This window comes from Planomonospora sp. ID91781 (assembly GCF_015711595.1).
Taxonomy (GTDB): domain Bacteria; phylum Actinomycetota; class Actinomycetes; order Streptosporangiales; family Streptosporangiaceae; genus Planomonospora; species Planomonospora parontospora.
Genome location: NZ_JABTEY010000002.1, coordinates 699,221 through 715,737, shown reverse-complemented (window position 1 = coordinate 715,737; position 16,517 = coordinate 699,221). Strand labels below are relative to the sequence as shown.

Here is a 16,517-nt window from a genome sequence, read left to right as displayed (position 1 = left end):
TGCATCGGTGAAATCACCTATCCAGTCCGAAACCGGGGAGATCGCCCTCTTTTTCCGAGTCTTCGATTCGTTCGCCCGCTTTGGTCAACTGCCGGACCGCGGTGCCGATAGGGAGGAGCCAGATCTCACGGAAGGACCACCTCCATGCGCCAGCCACCGCGCTCGACGCTCCGGCGATCCCCGCACCGGGGCGGTGCCGAAAGCCGGGCCACGCGAGGCTGGCTGGTGTACCTCCTGGCCGGCGGCCTGCTGGCCGTGGCTTCCCCGTTGCTGCCCGCCCTGCCGGCCGTACTGGCCCAGGCGGGGGTGCAGGGGGCGACGGTGCTGGTCATGGTCGTCATGATCCGGCGGCACGGGCTGAGCCGCCTGTGGCCGTGGCGGATGGTCATCGTCGCCGCCCTCTCCGCCTGGCTGGCGACCGCGCTGGGCTGGGCGGTCGGCTGGACGTGGCTGAAGATCCCCCAGCTGCTGCACTTCTACAACCTCTTCACCCTCTTCGCCTACCTGCTCGGGCTCGCCGCGCTGGTGCTGCTGAGCCGGCGCGGCGGCGGATCGCCCAGATCGGCGCTGCTGGACGCGGGCATCATCACCGTGGGCGCCGCCATGCCCGCGTGGACCTTCCTGCTCCACCCCCTGCTGCACGGCGTCCACCGGGTGGACACCGATCTGGTGTTCACCGTCTCCACGCCGGTCATCGACCTGTTCATGCTGGGACTGGCGGCGCGGCTGGCGCTCGGCAAGGGGCGGGCGGCCTGGCTGGTCCTGATGAGCCTGGCCTACGGCATGGTGTTCGTCTCGGACAGCAGCCACCTGCTCAACCTGGCCGCGGGCCGCCCGGACGGCGCGCTGACCCTGGTCGCCTGGATGGCGTGGCCGGTCCTGATCGGCAGCGCGGCGCTCCATCCCAGCCTCCGGGGAGCCGCGGAGATCGTGACGCCCGAGGTCGGCAACCGGGTGCGGGTGACCACGTTCCTGGCGCTGACCGTGATCAGCCCGCTGGTCTCGGTGGCGGGCCTCAGCCTGGCCGGAGAGGGCTTCCCCGGCCGGTTCCACGCCGAGCTGGTGATCACCGGGCTGACCGTCCTGCTCGCGGTCCTGCTGGTGGTGCGCCTCAACCTCGTCGCCCGGCTGGCCGAGGCACGCGCCGTCGAGCTGGACCGCCAGGCCGAGCAGCTCACCGCCCAGGCGGACGAGCTGTCGGCCGCGCTGCGCCGCCAGGACGTGCTCCAGCGCCGCCTGGCCCACCGCGCCGCGCACGACCCGCTCACCGGGCTGGCCAACCGCACCCTGCTCGGCGAGGTCCTGCAGGACGCGATCACCGCCCACGCCGCCCGGCCGGACACGCCCCCGCCCGCGCTGCTCCTGCTCGACCTGGACGGTTTCAAGGACGTCAACGACACCTACGGCCACCCGGTCGGCGACAGGCTCCTGACCATCGTGGCCCGCCGCCTGCGTGGTCTGATCACCGGCGACCAGGTCCTGGCCCGGCCCGGCGGCGACGAGTTCGCCGTCGTGCTGCCGGGCGCCACCGTCGAGGAGGCCCTCTCCACGGCGCAGCAGGTGCTGACCGCCGTGCAGGCCCCCTACCGCCTGGGCGAGCGCGAGCTGTACCTGACGACCAGCATCGGCGTGCTGGCCGAGGTCCCGATGGAGGGCGCCTCGGAGGCGCTGCGCGACGCCGACCTGGCCCTGTACGCGGCCAAGTCCGCGGGCAAGAACCAGGTCACCGTGTTCGACAGCGCGCTGCGCGCCGCCCGGCTGGAGCACACCCGGCTCGCCACCGGCCTGCGGCACGCCCTGGCCCGGGAGGAGCTCGCCCTGGTCTACCAGCCGGTCGTCGACCTGGCCACCGGTGACATCCGCAAGGTGGAGGCCCTGCTGCGCTGGACCCCGGCGGGCGGGCCCCCGGTCCGCCCGGACGTGTTCATCCCCATCGCCGAGGAGACGGGCCTCATCATCGACATCGGCCTGTGGGTCCTGGAGCAGGCCTGCGCCGACGCCCGCCGCTGGCACGAGGACCACGGCATCACGGTGGCCGTCAACGTCTCGGGCCGCCAGCTGCGCGACGAGTCCTTCAGCGACGCCGTGCTGGAACTGCTCGACCGGCACGAGCTGCCCGAGCACGCGCTGACCCTGGAGATCACCGAGAGCATGCTGCTGGCCACCACCGCCGCCGAGACCCGGCGCATCGTCGAGGTCCTGGCGGGGCTGCGCGCCCACGGGGTGCGCATCGCGCTGGACGACTTCGGCACCGGCTACTCCTCGCTGGCCTACCTGCGCACCCTCCCGGTGGACATCCTCAAGATCGACCGGTCGTTCACCACCCCGCTGACCGAGGCCGACCACCACCGGACCCGCGCCTTCACCAAGGCGATCCTGGAGCTCTCGGCCAGCCTGGGGCTCAGTACCGTCGTGGAGGGCGTCGAGTCGCGCGACCAGGCCGACGTGCTGCAGCAGATGGGCTCTCCGCTGGCCCAGGGCTACCTGTTCTCCCCGCCCGTGCCGCCCGAGCGGATCGACGACATGCTGCGGGTCACGCCGTGGAAGAACGCGGCCTGACCGCGGCGGCCCGCGCGGCCGGGGTCCGCGCGGCGGGCGGGGGCACGGCGTCCGCCTACGGGATCGGCGCGACCCGGGCCGTCTCCCCGCCCCGGGCGCCCCGGGTCTGGAAAGAGGTGATCTTCAGGACCACCGCGGCGGCCAGGGCGGCGCAGATCAGGGTCGGGGCGGCGAAACCGATCTCGATCCTGGTCGCCACGAGGTAGGCCTCCAGGTCGTCGCCGTCCGCGAAGGTCCGGTGGGCGAAGCCGGACATCACGATGCCGACCAGCCGGAACAGCCACCACGCCCGGACCGGCCCCGCACGCCGGGCGGTGTGCAGGGTGGCGTGGCCCGGTCCGCGGAAGCCCGCCGCGCCCAGCCGGGACGTCGTCCAGACGTCGTCGACGATCTGCTTGGGATACCACAGGTGGACGATCGGCACGACCCACCCGAAGACGGCCCAGGCGGCGTGGCGGCGATGCGGGACCGGCAGCATGGCCTCGGCGTTGGAGCAGGCCCGCAGCAGCCAGAGCACGAACAGGACCGCGGTGACGACGTGGGAGAGGGTCTGCGCCAGTCCGGACATCCCGTAGAGGCGGTCGTTGGCGTCCACCGCGCCCATGTCGGCGGTGTCGGGGGAGTCGATGAGGGCGGAGAGCACGTTCTCCTCGAGGAGGAGCGATGGAAAAGGGCCTCCCACCCGACTGCCGCCCCGGTCCACCGATACGCGCGGCCGGAGGGGGCGGCACGGCCCATCTGCTGATGATCGAGAGCTGGGTGGGGGCGATGAGCACGCTGCTGCCCCGCGCCATCCGCGATGCGGGGCACCGGTTCACCTTCCTCACCCGCGACCTGCACCATTACCTGCGCGCCGCGCCGAACGCGCGCTCGCATCCGCTGCTGGCCGCCGACAACGTACTGACCGCGGAGACCAACGACCTGCCCGCGCTGCTGTCCCAGGTGGAGCGGTTACACGACGCGCTCGGCTTCGACGGCGTCCTGTCCTCCTGCGACTACTACCTGCCCGCCGTGGCCGTGGCCGTGGCCGAGGTCGCGGCGCGCCTGGGGCTGCCCGGTCCCTCCCCGGAGGCCGGGCGGCGGGCCTGCCGCAAGGACCTCACCCGCGCCGCCCTGCAGGACGCGCTGTCCGGGGGAGAGCTCCAGCGCGCCGCCCTGGCCCGCGCCCTGCTCGCCCGTCCCGATGTGCTGATCTGCGACGAGATCGCCTCCGGGCTGGACCCCGTCACCCAGGCGGAGGCCCTCGACCTGCTCACCGTCCTCGACCTGACCCTGATCGTCATCAGCCACGACCTGCCCGTGGCCGCGCGGATCGCCGACCGGGTCGCGGTCGTCCACGAGGGGCGCCTGATCGAGCACGGCCCGGCCGGCCAGGTGCTCCATCACCCCTCCCACCCCGTCACCCGTGCCCTCACCGGCCTGACTGGGGAGTCCTCCCGCGCCGCCGGTGATCCGCTCCGCCTCCGGACCGTCCACTCCGAGATCCCCCGTTGAGCCGGTCCTGAGAGGCGCGGCGGACTCCTGCGGCTCCCGCGGCCGGGGCGCGGTCACGACGAGGCCGGTGCCGCCGCGCCGGCCGCCAGGGCCGCCTGCACGATGCGGAGCGCCTCACCCGCGTCGAGGCCGACGCTGGCGATCACGGCCGCGTAGTCGGCGGCGGCCCGGCGGGCCCGCTCCCGGCCCTCCTCGCCGGCGGCCGACACGAACGAGCCCGCCCGTCCGCGCGTCTCGATCAGCCCCGCCTCCTCCAGCTCCCGGTAGGCCCGGCCGACCGTGTTGACGGCCAGGCCGAGGTCGGCCGCCAGGTGGCGGATGGTCGGCAGCCGGGCGCCCACGGCCAGCGTGCGGTCCTGGATCTGCCGGGCGAGCTGGGCCCGCAGCTGCTCGAACGGCGGGACCGGAGAGGCCGCATCGATGACGATCATCGGACGCTCACGACCCGCTGTGCCACCGTCGCGCTCGACGGCGTCCGGGCATGGAGCGCGACGAACACGGCCAGGCTCAGGAGCAGGTAGGCGATCGCGGAGGCGCCCCACCAGCCGGGCGCGGTGCCGAACAGCAGCACCATGGGCAGCGACCACTGCACGTTCGGCGTGGTGAGGACGCGGGCGTCCTCGACGCGCATGATGACGTCGGCGGTCAGCGACTCCTCGTCCTCCGCCACGACCGGGAACCTGAGCAGGTGGCGCAGCTGCAGGGCGGTGATGGCGGTCGCACCGATCAGGCCGATCAGCAGGATGACGGCCAGCTGCCGCACGGTGGGGTCGGGAACGGCCAGGGCGCTCGCGGCCAGAGCCATCGCCCCGGCGGACGTGGCGAGTGCGAAGACGGCGTACGGCAGGCCGAGCAGGGCCCGCCAGCCGGGCTGGATCGCATGGGCGGCCCGGCGCGACAGCGTCGCGCCCGCCCGCTGGTCGACGCGTCGCACCCACCGGTCGAGCAGCGACTGCGCCAGCAGCAGTCCGGCCACGAGCGCGGTCAGGGCCGGCAGCGAGGTCGGGTAGGGCGGCGGGAAGCCGCCGAAGCCGCCGAAGGCGGAAGTCGCGGCGAGCGCGCTCGCGAGGATCAGTACGGCCAGGATGACGTGAGCGGCGAGCCGGGCGCGATCCCGGACCGCCAGCCGGCTGGCCAGCAGCGGGGTCGGGCGGGCGTCGGCCAGGCCGTGCCGGGCCAGCCACGCGCCCGCCGACCGCAGATCGGCCGCCCGTGCCGGCGGGGGAGCGTCCGGTGAGGATTCACGGGTCATGGAGCCTCCTTTGTCGCAAGGTTTGTAGCAACATGGTGCGTCATACCTTGCGACAAAGTCAACGCCTCGCGGGCTCCCGTCGCCCGGGTGGCGCGAGCTCCGGCCGGGTGGCGGCCGACGAAGGCCGCGAGCCGGTCGTACGGCGGTGCGTCGCCGGCCGCCGGGACCTCGCCGCCCGGGTGGCGGTGCGTGCGCTCCAGCGCGCGCGACAGCAGCGTGATGAGCGTTCGCGGTGAGGTCGTGGTCATCTCGTTCTCCTGACGGAACAGGGCGGCCGGTGGGGGTCCGTGGCGCAGGGGTCAGGCGTGCCGGCCGCCGGTCACGTCGTAGACCAGGTGGGTGACGGCGGTGCCGGTGACGACGCGCGGGTCACCGAGGTGGACGGGGGCGGCGCCGAGCCGGTCGAACATGCGGGTGCCGCCGCCGAGGAGTACCGGCACCAGGTCGATGCGCACCTGGTCGACCAGGCCGGCGTCGAGCGCCTGCCAGGCCACGCTGCCCGGACCGACCCCGACCGCCTTGTCCCCCGCGGCCCGCCGGGCCAGCTCGACGGCGGCGGCGAGCCCGTCGGTGACGAACGTGAACGGTGTCCCTTCCGCCTTCCAGTCCTCGGGCGCGGTGTGGGTCACCACGAAGGTCGGCACCCCCATCGGGTGGGTGCCGTCCCAGCCGTTGGTCGTGTCGAACAGCCGGCGTCCGACGACCAGGGTGCCGGTGATGTCGTTCAGCTCCCGCACGTGGGCGGCGCTGGCCGCCGAGGTGCGGTAGGCGACCCGCGTGGAGTTCGCGGTCGACGTCGGCACGTCCCCGTTGCGGCACCAGGCGAACAGGTGCTCGAAACCGCTGTTGGACGGGCCGGCGATGAAGCCGTCCAGAGACATCGACGCCTCGATGTACACCGTCGCCATGGGATCACTCCGTTCCCCGGAGCCGTCCGGGTGCCGTGGTGTGCGCGTGCCCGCTGCCCACGCCGGTCGGTCATCGAGACGCATCCGGCCCGCGGAACTGATCGGCCCGCCCGGATGGGGACAGCGCGCGGCAGGAGCGGTCACGCCGGACACGGGGAGACCAGCGGTCATGGCATCGGCCGGGCACTGATCGCTGGCGGGACGTGGCGGGGAGTGGGTTAATGCGTAACGCCAGATGATGTGACGTTACGGGGGCGTTGTGATGCGATGCCACAGTTGCGGTGGGGCGCTGCCGCCGCGCACGGGGCGGCAGCGCCGGTCCTCGGTGTACTGCCGCGGGCGACGCTGCGCGAGCATCTGCCCCGGCACCGGGCGCAGTGGACGGCCCCGGCGGCGCCGAGCCGGGACGAGCGGGTGATCCTGCAGCGGTACATGGACGCGGCCGACCGGGCCGACGACGCCGCCGTGGCCGAGCTGCTGCGCCAGGACGCGCTGGTGACGATGCCGCCGGGCCCGCTCTGGGTCGCGGGCCGGGATGCGATCGAGGACGCGCTGGCGCGGACGTACGGCCCGGCCTCGCCGGCCTACTTCGGGCGCTGGCGGCACCTGCCCACCCGGGCGAACGGCCGGCCGGCCGCGGCGGGGTACGTGCAGCGGCCGGGCACCGCGGTGTACCGCGCAGGTGCTGGACGTGCTGCGGATCGAGAACGGGATGATCGCCGAGATCACCGCGTTCGAGTCGCACCTGTTCCCCGCGTTCGGCCTGCCGCTGACGTTGTCGGCGGCGACCGGGGACTGAGCGGCGACCGGACGGGCGGAGGCGCCGGCGAGCCGCGATCTGCTACCGCCGCGGCTCCGGGGCCCCAAGGAGGCGCACGACCCTGCCGACGACGCTCCCGGCGGGAGCGTAGCCGAAATGGCGGGAGTCCAGGCTGTGGCCGGCGTTGTCACCGAGCAGGACCAGGCATCCGTCGGGGACCGCCGTCTCGCCCGCCCGGGCGGGCACCGAGACCGGGCGGGGGTCGCCGGGCACGGCGGCGACCCGCTTGATCATCCAGTCCGCCCGCGTGCCGGGACCGGACGCCTGACTCCGGACGGCGCCCGGGCCCGGCGCGGGCGCCGCGTGCCGTCCGGACGGAGTGCCGGAGTGAACGCCGGGGAAAGTGAAGGCGTCGGCCACGACGACGTCACCGGTGCGCAACCGGCCGGCGGCGACCCGCCGCACCAGCACCCTGTCGCCCTCCCGGTAGGAGGGGCGCATGCTGCCGCCGCGGACGTGCACCGCCAGCAGGTTCCGGCGCACCCAGACCAGGACGGCCACCACGGCCGCCGGTGCCGTGAGCAGCGGCACCAGCACCGGCCAGGACAGGCCGCTCACAGCCCCGCCTTCCTGCGCAGCAGCTCCAGGATGTCCGTGGCCGGGTCCTGCGGTTCGGCATAGCCCTCGGCCTGCATGCGGAACAGGTCCGCGTAGATGCCGCCCAGCGCCATCAGCTCGCCGTGACCGCCGCGCTCGGCGACCACCCCGTCCTCCAGCACGATCAGGACGTCGGCCTCCCGCACGGTGTTGAGCCGGTGGGAGATGAGCACGTTGGTGCGGCCCGCCCGGCGCTCCCGCAGGGTCCGGTGGATCCGGTACTCGGCCTCGGCGTCCAGGCCGGAGCTGGGCTCGTCCAGGATCATCAGGTCGTGTTCCGCCCGCAGGTGCGCCCGGGCCAGCGCCAGGCGCTGCCACTGGCCTCCCGACAGGGCGACCCCGGCCTCCTCGCCGCTCCCGTCGGCGGCGCCCTCGGCGTCGTCGCCCTGGAAGAAGATCCGCGAGAGCAGGGTGTCGTAGGAGCGGGGCAGCGCGGTGACGAAGCCGTGGGCTCCGGCGTCCCTGGCCGCCGCGGTGATGCGGTCGGGGTCGCGCAACCGGGACAGGTCCCCCAGGCCGATGTTCTCGGCGGCCGTCAGGTCGTACTCCATGTAGTCCTGGAAGACCGCGCCGATGCGGGCGCGCAGCTCGGCCGGGTCCAGGTCCCGCAGGTCGGTCCCGTCCCACAGGATGGCACCGCGCTCCGGGTCGTACATCCGGCAGAGCAGCTTGATCAGGGTGCTCTTGCCGGCGCCGTTGCGGCCGATCAGGCCCACCGTGCGGCCGTGCGGGATGGTCAGGTCGACGCCGCGCAGCACCCACGGCCGGTCCGGGCCGTAGCGGAACCACACGTCCCGGAAGACGATGCCCTGCCGCAGCGGCACGACCGGCCGGGGACGCGCGACGACGGGCAGATCGGGCCCGGCGGACATGACCTGCCGGTAGTGATCGAACAGCAGCAGTTGCTGATGGGACTGGGCGACGCCCTGAACCAGCATCAGCCCCGCCGCCTGTACCCCGACCACCGCGGCCACCAGCAGGGAGACGTCGCCCAGGGTGATGCGGCCCGCGACCGCGTCCAGCACCGCCCAGACCAGCGCTCCGCCCGCCACCGCCGCGCCCAGCAGCCCGGTCAGCCCCTGCGCTCTCAGCTGGCGCAGGTCCATCCGCCGGTTCTCCCCGTCGGACCTGCGCCGCTGGTCCGACATGCGCCCGCGCAGGTACGCGCCGATCCCGAACAGCCGGATCTCCTTGGCCGCCTGGGGGTCGGTGAGCAGGTTCCGGTAGAACATCTCCCGGCGTTCCACCGGGCTCAGCCGCCAGTGGAGGGAGGCCCTGCGGCGGGCCAGCCACATCTCGGTGGACAGCACCGGTACGGCGGAGACCAGCACCAGCACCGGCATCCACGGTGAGACGACCAGCAGAGAACCGAGGAATCCCAGGCCGGTGATGACGGCTCCGGCGACGGACAACACGCCGGAGACCACCACCCCGGGCGTGGCTCCGCCGTGCTGCAGCGCCATCCGCATCCGGTCCAGGAAGACCGGGTCCTCGAACCTGGCCATCCCCACGAACCGCTCGGCCACGGTGAACAGCCGCTCCTGCGCCAGCAGACCGATCCTGCGCTCGTTCTCCGCCGAGGCGAACCGGGTGACGTGCGGCACCAGACCGGTGAGCAGTCCGGCGACGGCGAGCGCGACACCCAGCCTGAGCGCCCGGCCGGAGTCCGCACCGGTGGTGATGGCGTCCAGGAGCAGTTTGGTCAGCCACGCCGTCACCACCGGCACCAGGGCGGTCAGCAGCGTGAGGGCCGCGAACACAGCCGTGTAAAGGCGGCTCGCCTCCCGGCTCAGCCGCAGGGCCTCGATGATCCCGCGCACCGCCTCAGACCCCCGCCCCGGCGGTCATCACGTCTCGCACAGTGGTCCCGGAGACGCGCACCAGACCGCCGGAGTCGACGAGCGCCATCGCCGGGTAGCCGGTGACGCCGAACGCCCTGCCGACAGGCCCACCGGGCATCTCCTCGATCACCACCGTGGCCACCGGCTCCAGCGCCGCGCGCTTGGCCTCGAGGTCGCGCTCGGCTCCGACCAGCAGGACCAGCACCCCTGCCCCGCTACCGGGGTAGACCTTGGCGAGCTCCAGGAACTCGGGCAGCCGCTCCTCGCACGCCCGGCAGCCCTGAGCGAAGGCGCCGAACAGCACCGTGCCGTCGGCGAGGAACTCCTGGCCGACCGGTCCGCCCCAGGTGGTGCGGGCACGGAAGGCGCCCACCTGCTCCCCGGCCGCGCGCATCACCTGGAAGACGTTCTCGGCACCCGGCCCCGCGGGTACGGCTGACAGCCCCCCGTACCCGCGCAACCGGCGGATCACCGCCACGGTCAGCAGCAGGTTCAGCACGCTCAACGCGCCGGCGGCTCCGGCGCACACCATCATGAGACTGGGCATGGGAGGACACTCCTGTGGTGAGTGGATTCGATCGATGACGGGAAGCCGTGTCCGATGGGCGGCGCCGGTGCCCGGCGCCGTCCGTCTCCGGTGACTCCGGCGAGGGGCCGCACCCGTTTTACGGGTGCGGCCCCTCGCCGCGCCTCCCGATGCGCCCCGCCGTGCCGGTCACCGGCACGGCGGAGCGCGCGTACGCCGCCGGGACGCCGCTCAGGCTGGTCGGCCCCCGGCTGCCCGGTCATCGGAGGGACCCGGCCGGGGCCTCTGGAGCGCGCCCTCCTCGAGCCCGGTCACCCTCCGGTGCGGCATGGCGTGCTAGCAGCTCGACTTCGTGGTCGACCAGAACTTCTCGGTGGCGAAGTCGACGCAGATCTCGGTGATGATCGACCGCTTGGGGCCGCTCGGCGGGATGCTGAAGTTGCACCACTCCTCCGTCGGCCGGGAAATGGAGATGCACTGCTTGGCCATGGCCCGCGCCTCCCCTGCAGGAAGCACGGTGCCCAGCAGCCGGCCGGTGAGCGACTCGATGATGTGAGCCATCCGTTTACCCTCTCTCGGGACCGCCCCTCCCGTCCGGGAGGAGCAGGATTTTCTGACACCGGCAACCGTAGGGAGGCTCTGCATGGAGGCTGCATGGTAACGACATGGTAACGACAGTGTCGATCTCACATCCCGGGCAGGAGCGTGATCCCGCAGTCCGGCGGGCATGTGGGGGCAAGGACAGTCCGGATCGTGCGCATCGGTCCGTTTCGTGTGATGATGGCGCGAAGGCGAGCGCGGACTGAGGAAGCCGGTGTGAATCCGGCGCGGTCCCGCCACTGTGATCGGCGAGCGGATCCCCACCACGCCACCGCCCCTGCCCGGGGTGGGAAGGCGGGGACGAGCAGCGACCCGAGAGCCAGGAGACTCACGCGGTCGCCTCCTCGACGAACTGGGGCGGATCTCCCCGGAGAGGAGCGGGCTCTGGTGTCCGTCGGGCCGGTGGCCACGCCGAGAGGCTTCTCGGCGTTCCCTCTCCCAGATCCGCCCCGTCGTGCAGATCCCGTGAGAGGAACACTTCATGACGGGCAGACGTCCCGCGTCCCTCCTGCTCGCACTCCTGGTGTCCGGAGTGCTGGCCGCCTGCGGCGGCACCCCGGCCGGTGACACCCGGGCCGCCGTTCCGGCGGCCTCCGCGCCCGCGGGTTTCCCGGTCACCCTGGACAACTGCGGCGTGCGGACCACCTACGAGCGGCCGCCGCGGCGGGCGGTCTCGATGAACCAGCACGCCACCGAGGTGATGCTGGCCCTCGGGCTGGAGAAGTCGATGATCGGCACCGCCTATCTCGACGACAAGGTGCTGCCGGAGTACCAGGCGGCCTACGGCGCGATCAAGGTGGTCGCGAAGGAGTATCCCGCTTATGAGGCCCTGCTGGCCGAAGAGCCGGACTTCGTCTACGGCGGTTTCGCCAGCACCTTCGACGAGAAGGAGGGACGCGGCCGGGACGCCCTGCGAAAGGCCGGGATCAAGACGTACCTGAACGTCGAGGAGTGCGCCGAGGGCCCGGTGACCATGGAGCTGATGGACACCGAGATCCGCAACGTCGCGAAGATCTTCGGCGTGCCCGGCCGGGCCGATCAGCTGCTCACCGAGCTGCACACCACCCTGTCCGGAGTACGGGAGAAGCTGGCGGGGGTGGCGCCGGTGAAGCTGTTCGTCTACGACAGCGGGGACAAGACCGCCTTCACCGCCGGCGGCAAGGGCATCGGCAACGAGATCATCACGCTGGCCGGCGCGGAGAACGTCTTCGCCGACCTCGACAAGGTGTGGGGCGACGTCTCCTTCGAGCAGGTCGCCGAGCGCGCTCCCGACTGGATCGTCATCTACGACTACGGCGACCGGTCGGCGGCCGACAAGGAGGAGTTCCTCCTCTCCAACCCGGCGCTCAGGGACGTGCCGGCGATCAAGCACAAGCGGTTCGCGGTGCTGCCGCTGTCGTCGGTGGTGCTCGGGGTCCGGGTGCCGGGGGCGGTCGAGGCGCTGGCCGGGCAGCTGCACGCCGACCGGTTCCGGTGAGCGGGCCGGCTGCAGGCGCCGTGCTCCCCGCTCGGCGCCCGGGACTGCCGTACCCGGTCGTGATCGGCCTGCTGCTCGCGCTGCTGGGCGCGGCGGCCACGGCCGCCATCGCGGCCGGGTCGGTCACGCTCCCGGCGGGGCAGGTCTGGGGCGTCCTGCTGCACCGGGTGCATCCGGCGCTGGCCGAGCCGACCTGGACGGCCGTGCGGGAGACCATCGTGATGGACGTGCGGCTGCCGCGCGTCCTGCTGGCGGCGGTGATCGGCGCAGGCCTGTCGGTGTGCGGCATGGCGCTGCAGGCCCTGGTCCGCAATCCACTGGCCGACCCCATGCTGCTGGGCGTGTCCTCCGGAGCCGGCGTCGGCGCGGTCAGCGTGGTGGTGTTCGGCCTGACCGCGTTCGGCGCGTTCTCCCTGCCCGTCGCCGCGTTCCTCGGAGCCCTGGCAGCCCTGGTGGCGGTGTACCTCCTGGCGCGATCCGGCGGCCGGATGACCACGGTCCGGCTGGTGCTGGCCGGAGTCGCGACGGCCGAGGTGCTCTCGGCCGTGGCCAGCTTCCTGCTGGTCACCTCCAACGACCCGCACAAGACCCAGTCGGCGGTGCGCTGGATGCTGGGCGGCCTGGCCGGGACGACCTGGGCGGTGGTGTGGATCCCGGCCGCCGCCGTGCTGGCCGGCACGGCCGTGCTGGTCGGGGTGTCGCGGCCGCTGAACCTGCTGCTGGCCGGGGAGGAGGCGGCGGCCTCACTCGGGCTGGACGTGCACCGCTTCCGGGCGGCGCTGTTCGTGCTGGTCGCCATGATGATCGGCGCGATCGTCGCGGTCAGCGGGGCCATCGGGTTCGTCGGGCTGATCATGCCGCACGTCGTCCGGCTGCTGATCGGCGCCGACCACCGGCGGGCGCTGCCGGCGACGGCGCTGCTCGGGGCGGCCTTCCTGGTGGCGGCCGACCTGGTGGCCCGGACCCTGATCGCGCCGGAGGAGATCCCGGTGGGGATCATCACCGCGCTGGTCGGCGGGCCGTTCTTCCTGTGGCTGATGCGGAGGCGCTCCAAGTGAGGTTGACCGTGGAGAACGTGTCGGTCCGCGCCGACGGCCGGGACCTGGTCCGCGGGATCTCCCTGGAGGTCGCCGGGGGAGAGGTGCTGGGGCTGGCCGGGCCCAACGGCGCGGGCAAGTCCACGCTGCTGCGCACCCTCTACCGGGCCCGCAGACCCACCTCCGGCCGGGTGCTGCTGGACGGCGAGGACGTCTGGAGGACGCCGCCCGCCTGGCTGGCCCGGCGGCTGGCCGCCGTGCTCCAGGAGAGCGGCGGCGACTTCGAACTCACCGTGTACGACGTCGTCGCCATGGGCCGCACCCCGCACAAACGCGCGTTCGACGGCGACGACGCCTCCGACCGGGAGATCATCGCCGACGCCCTGAACCGGCTCGACGTGGCCGACCTGGCGTACGCGCCGTTCGACCGGCTGTCGGGCGGCGAGAAGCAGCGGGTGCTGATCGCGCGGGCGCTGGCCCAGCAACCGGCCGTGATGGTGCTGGACGAACCGACCAACCACCTCGACCTGCGCCACCAGCTCGACGTGCTGAGCCTGGTGCGCGGGCTCGGCGTCACCTCCGTGATCGCCCTGCACGACCTCAACCTGGCCGCCGCGTTCTGCGACCGCATCTGCGTCATGGACGCCGGCCGCGTCGTGGCCCTCGGCACGCCCGGCGAAGTGCTGACCCCCGCCCTGCTGGCCGGCGTCTACCGGGTCGACGCCGAGGTGGCCGTCCATCCCGAAACGGGGATCCCGCAGGTGACCTTGCGCACCGGGGGGCGCCGCGACGGCCCGGGCCTCAGTCCAGCCCGGTCGGATCGAGCGTCTCCGGCGCCAGCCCAGCGGGCAGGCCCGTGATCCTGGCGTGGCGGACGACCGCCTCGTGCACCGCCAGGTGCAGGTGCAGCAGGGCCCGCTCGGACTCCTCGGCCGGAGGCGGGACCGGCAGCGGACTGCCGGCCACCTCGTGCCACCGCTCGTCACCGGAACGCTGCACGAACACCCGCAGACGCCCTGCGGCCAGCTGGGTGGCCAGGTGCATCGAGCCCGTCACGACGCCGGCCGCTTGCGTCAGCACGCCCTCCGGCCCGACCACCACTTCACCGATCTGCCGGGCGGCGCCGGCCGCAGGCTCGGTCACGGCCGCCGTCCTGGCGGCCGGGAACGGGCCCGCAGGCGATCAGCGGGTATCGTCCGCCGCCGACGGCGGCTGCGGCCCCGGCAGCGAGGCAACGGCCTGGAACGTCGCACCTGTCTCACCCCGGCACGTCTACCCGGATGAATCGGCGCCACACCGGCCGACCGGCGACGATGTGCGGTGGCCGGTCATGCGTCGCCGGCGTCCGGGGACGCGGCCCGCACGGCCGTGCTGGCGCCGTCGCAGATCTCGCACGCCCGGCGCCGGCCGACGGTGGTCAGGAGCCGGGCCGGGCGGTGCGTCCGCACGGCCGGCGCTCCCCGCCCGAGAAGGGCATCACAGGCCGGCGCCGCCGGTCGCGTCGATCACTCTGCCGGTCACCCAGCGGGCGTCGTCGGAGGCGAGGAAGGCGACGATGTCGGCGATGTCCTCGGGCTGTCCGATCCGGCCGAGGGCCGCCAGGGACGCGGCGCGGGCCTGGGCTTCTGCGTTGCCGCGCAGCCATCCCGCGTTGACGTCGGTGTCGACGATTCCGGGCGCCACCGAGTTGACCGTGATGCCCCGCGGACCCAGTTGCTTGGCCAGGTTGAGGGTGAAGGTGTCCAAAGCGCCCTTCGTGGAGCCGTAGGCGATGATCTCCGGCATGGCCAGGCGGGCCGCGCCGCTGGAGATGTTGATGATGCGCCCGCCGTCGCGCAGCCGCTCGAGTCCGTGCTGCACGATGAAGAACGGCGCCCGGACGTTCACGGCGAAGAGCTCGTCGAATCCTTCCTCGGTGAGTGAGACCAGGTCCGCGCTACGACCGATGCCGGCCGCCGTCTCCGAGCCGGTCTCCGCCGCTGACGGGGCTGCCGACGGGGCCGCGCTGGAGGAGCCCGCGTCGTCCGTCGTCGGTTCGCCGTAGCCGGAGCACGCGGTCAGCACCGCGGCGAGCCCCGTCCCTCCCACCCGGCCGGTTGCCTGACCATCAGCGCCGCCACCAACGTCACGGTCCAGGACGCCGAGGTGGCGGTGTTCCTGCGCGACCTGCGCAACGCCAACCTCATGGTCTTCCGCGACCGCCTGCATGCCGCCCAGCAGCAGGGCGAACTCCCTCCCGGCGCCGACCCGCGCGCCCTGGCCGGCTATTTCGCCGTCGTCATCCAGGGGATGTCGCAGCGCGCCCGCGACGGGGCCGACGCGACCGAACTCGCCGGGGTCGCCGACACGGCGATGACCGCCTGGCCGGGGGCCGCGCCGGGCCGGGGCTCACCGAGCTGAGCCCGGCCGGACGTGGCCGGCCGCCGGGCGTCCACGGTGCCCGCCGTGACGGTGACGGCCGCCACCGGGCACGGGGCGTCAAGGGCTGAGCCCGGCCTCCACGTGGCCCTCGGGGCGGTCCCGGTCGGAGCCGGCCGGGACCGCCTGCGCGGCCAGCACGGCGTCGATCTTGGCATGCAGGCGGACGATCTCGGACAGCATCACGGTGAGCCGGTCGTCGGTGTGCTGCTCCTCGGTGGAGGTGGTCTGCTCGTCCATGGCGTTGACCACGACGGCGATGAACAGGTTCAGGACCACGAAGGTGGACGTCAGGATGTAGCCGATGAAGAACACCCACGCCCACGGGCGTTCGGCCATCACCTGGCGGGTGATGTCCGCCCAGGAGTCGCCGGTCATCATCTGGAACAAGGTGAACAGCGAGATCGGCAGTTCGGCGAAGTGGCCGGGGGCGGTCTCGCCGAACAACTCGGTCGCCAGGACGGCCGAGACGTACATGACCAGTGCCAGCAGGCCGATGATGGAAACCATGCCGGGGATGGCTTCCAGCAGTGCCGATACCACTCTGCGCATGCTCGGCACCGCCGATATCAGGCGCAGCGCCCGTAATATCCTCAGTGCCCGCAATATCGATGCCGGACCGGCGGCGGGAACCAGCGCGATGACCACGACGACCGTGTCGAAATGGTTCCACGGATCCTTGAAGAACGCGCCCCTGTGGACGTACAGGCGCAGCCCGATCTCCACTGCGAAGACCGCCAGCGTGATCCGGTCGACGGCGTGCAGGAGTCCGCCGACGTGGCCGGTCAGCACCGAGGAGGTCTCCGCGCCCAGGGTGGCGGCGTTGACCACGATGACCGCGACGATGGCCCACTGGAAACACCTCGTCTCCAGGAGGGAACGCACATGTTCACGACGTGACACGAAGCCGGCCCCCGAAAAGAGATGAACGCTAGGCGACGATGGTAGGCAGAAAGGGGCGAGAATTCATCGCGAACGGTAATATAAC

The 16,517-nt window shown here is 73.0% G+C and carries 18 protein-coding genes and 1 riboswitch; of the genes, 6 read left to right on the top strand and 12 right to left on the bottom strand.

All coding sequences use genetic code 11. The annotated features are described in order from the left end of the window. Positions 1–144: 144 nt before the first annotated feature. On the top strand, positions 145–2,559 hold the full coding sequence (locus HS048_RS22485) for a bifunctional diguanylate cyclase/phosphodiesterase (RefSeq protein ID WP_196468566.1): 2,415 nt from the start codon (positions 145–147) through the stop codon (positions 2,557–2,559). A 55-nt stretch (positions 2,560–2,614) separates the two neighbouring features. Here HS048_RS22485 and HS048_RS22480 read toward each other — a convergent pair whose 3' ends face one another. After that, positions 2,615–3,202: a DUF4328 domain-containing protein gene (locus tag HS048_RS22480; RefSeq protein ID WP_196468565.1), complete on the bottom strand. Its 588-nt coding sequence runs from the start codon at positions 3,200–3,202 to the stop codon at positions 2,615–2,617. Between the two features lie 20 nt (positions 3,203–3,222). Here HS048_RS22480 and HS048_RS22475 point away from each other — a divergent pair, with 20 nt between their 5' ends. After that, the gene (locus HS048_RS22475) at positions 3,223–4,053 is read left to right on the top strand and encodes an ATP-binding cassette domain-containing protein (RefSeq protein ID WP_196468564.1); all 831 of its coding nucleotides are present in this window, start codon (positions 3,223–3,225) and stop codon (positions 4,051–4,053) included. Positions 4,054–4,106: 53 nt separating this feature from the next. Here the strand turns inward: HS048_RS22475 and HS048_RS22470 are convergent, their stop codons facing one another. The 8 genes from HS048_RS22470 to HS048_RS22435 form a co-directional block, all read right to left on the bottom strand. Next, positions 4,107–4,484, bottom strand: coding sequence for a GntR family transcriptional regulator (locus tag HS048_RS22470; protein ID WP_068897289.1), 378 nt, complete (start codon positions 4,482–4,484; stop codon positions 4,107–4,109). Next, positions 4,481–5,305 (bottom strand): hypothetical protein, encoded by an 825-nt coding sequence (locus HS048_RS22465; protein ID WP_068897288.1) that lies wholly within the window; start codon positions 5,303–5,305, stop codon positions 4,481–4,483. The genes HS048_RS22470 and HS048_RS22465 overlap by 4 nt, the downstream gene beginning before the upstream one ends. Further along, positions 5,302–5,553 (bottom strand): hypothetical protein, encoded by a 252-nt coding sequence (locus tag HS048_RS22460; protein WP_196468563.1) that lies wholly within the window; start codon positions 5,551–5,553, stop codon positions 5,302–5,304. Before HS048_RS22460 ends, HS048_RS22465 begins: the two co-directional genes overlap by 4 nt. Before the next feature lie 51 nt (positions 5,554–5,604). After that, positions 5,605–6,213: a dihydrofolate reductase family protein gene (locus tag HS048_RS22455; protein ID WP_196468562.1), complete on the bottom strand. Its 609-nt coding sequence runs from the start codon at positions 6,211–6,213 to the stop codon at positions 5,605–5,607. 841 nt (positions 6,214–7,054) lie between these two features. Next, positions 7,055–7,591, bottom strand: a complete 537-nt coding sequence (locus tag HS048_RS22450) for a S26 family signal peptidase (protein ID WP_196468561.1) — start codon at positions 7,589–7,591, stop codon at positions 7,055–7,057. Then, positions 7,588–9,450, bottom strand: a complete 1,863-nt coding sequence (locus tag HS048_RS22445) for an ABC transporter ATP-binding protein (RefSeq protein ID WP_196468560.1) — start codon at positions 9,448–9,450, stop codon at positions 7,588–7,590. The genes HS048_RS22450 and HS048_RS22445 overlap by 4 nt, the downstream gene beginning before the upstream one ends. 4 nt (positions 9,451–9,454) lie before the next feature. After that, positions 9,455–10,018 carry a hypothetical protein gene (locus HS048_RS22440; RefSeq protein WP_196468559.1) on the bottom strand — a complete coding sequence of 188 codons (564 nt, stop codon included), beginning with the start codon at positions 10,016–10,018 and terminating at the stop codon, positions 9,455–9,457. A gap of 315 nt (positions 10,019–10,333) precedes the next feature. After that, positions 10,334–10,558, bottom strand: coding sequence for a hypothetical protein (locus HS048_RS22435; protein ID WP_196468558.1), 225 nt, complete (start codon positions 10,556–10,558; stop codon positions 10,334–10,336). Between the two features lie 194 nt (positions 10,559–10,752). Then, positions 10,753–10,948: riboswitch (cobalamin riboswitch) on the top strand. A 130-nt stretch (positions 10,949–11,078) separates the two neighbouring features. Between HS048_RS22435 and HS048_RS22430 the strand changes: the two genes are divergently transcribed. From HS048_RS22430 to HS048_RS22420, 3 genes are read left to right on the top strand one after another with little or no spacing between them, the layout of a single operon-like run. Next, positions 11,079–12,074, top strand: coding sequence for an ABC transporter substrate-binding protein (locus HS048_RS22430; protein WP_196468557.1), 996 nt, complete (start codon positions 11,079–11,081; stop codon positions 12,072–12,074). Positions 12,075–12,094: 20 nt separating this feature from the next. Next, positions 12,095–13,132, top strand: coding sequence for an iron ABC transporter permease (locus tag HS048_RS22425; protein ID WP_307832595.1), 1,038 nt, complete (start codon positions 12,095–12,097; stop codon positions 13,130–13,132). Next, positions 13,129–13,971, top strand: coding sequence for an ABC transporter ATP-binding protein (locus HS048_RS22420; RefSeq protein ID WP_196468555.1), 843 nt, complete (start codon positions 13,129–13,131; stop codon positions 13,969–13,971). Before HS048_RS22425 ends, HS048_RS22420 begins: the two co-directional genes overlap by 4 nt. Here the strand turns inward: HS048_RS22420 and HS048_RS22415 are convergent. After that, positions 13,913–14,254, bottom strand: a complete 342-nt coding sequence (locus HS048_RS22415; RefSeq protein ID WP_196468554.1) for a hypothetical protein — start codon at positions 14,252–14,254, stop codon at positions 13,913–13,915. The two genes, HS048_RS22420 and HS048_RS22415, sit on opposite strands and share 59 nt — an antisense overlap. 333 nt (positions 14,255–14,587) lie before the next feature. Further along, positions 14,588–15,199: an SDR family oxidoreductase gene (locus HS048_RS22410; RefSeq protein WP_307832594.1), complete on the bottom strand. Its 612-nt coding sequence runs from the start codon at positions 15,197–15,199 to the stop codon at positions 14,588–14,590. A gap of 12 nt (positions 15,200–15,211) precedes the next feature. Between HS048_RS22410 and HS048_RS22405 the strand changes: the two genes are divergently transcribed. Next, entirely contained in the window at positions 15,212–15,511 is a 300-nt protein-coding gene (locus HS048_RS22405) for a hypothetical protein (protein ID WP_374058802.1), read from the top strand. A gap of 78 nt (positions 15,512–15,589) precedes the next feature. Here HS048_RS22405 and HS048_RS22400 read toward each other — a convergent pair whose 3' ends face one another. Then, on the bottom strand, positions 15,590–16,414 hold the full coding sequence (locus HS048_RS22400; protein WP_307832593.1) for an ion transporter: 825 nt from the start codon (positions 16,412–16,414) through the stop codon (positions 15,590–15,592). Positions 16,415–16,517 lie beyond the last annotated feature (103 nt).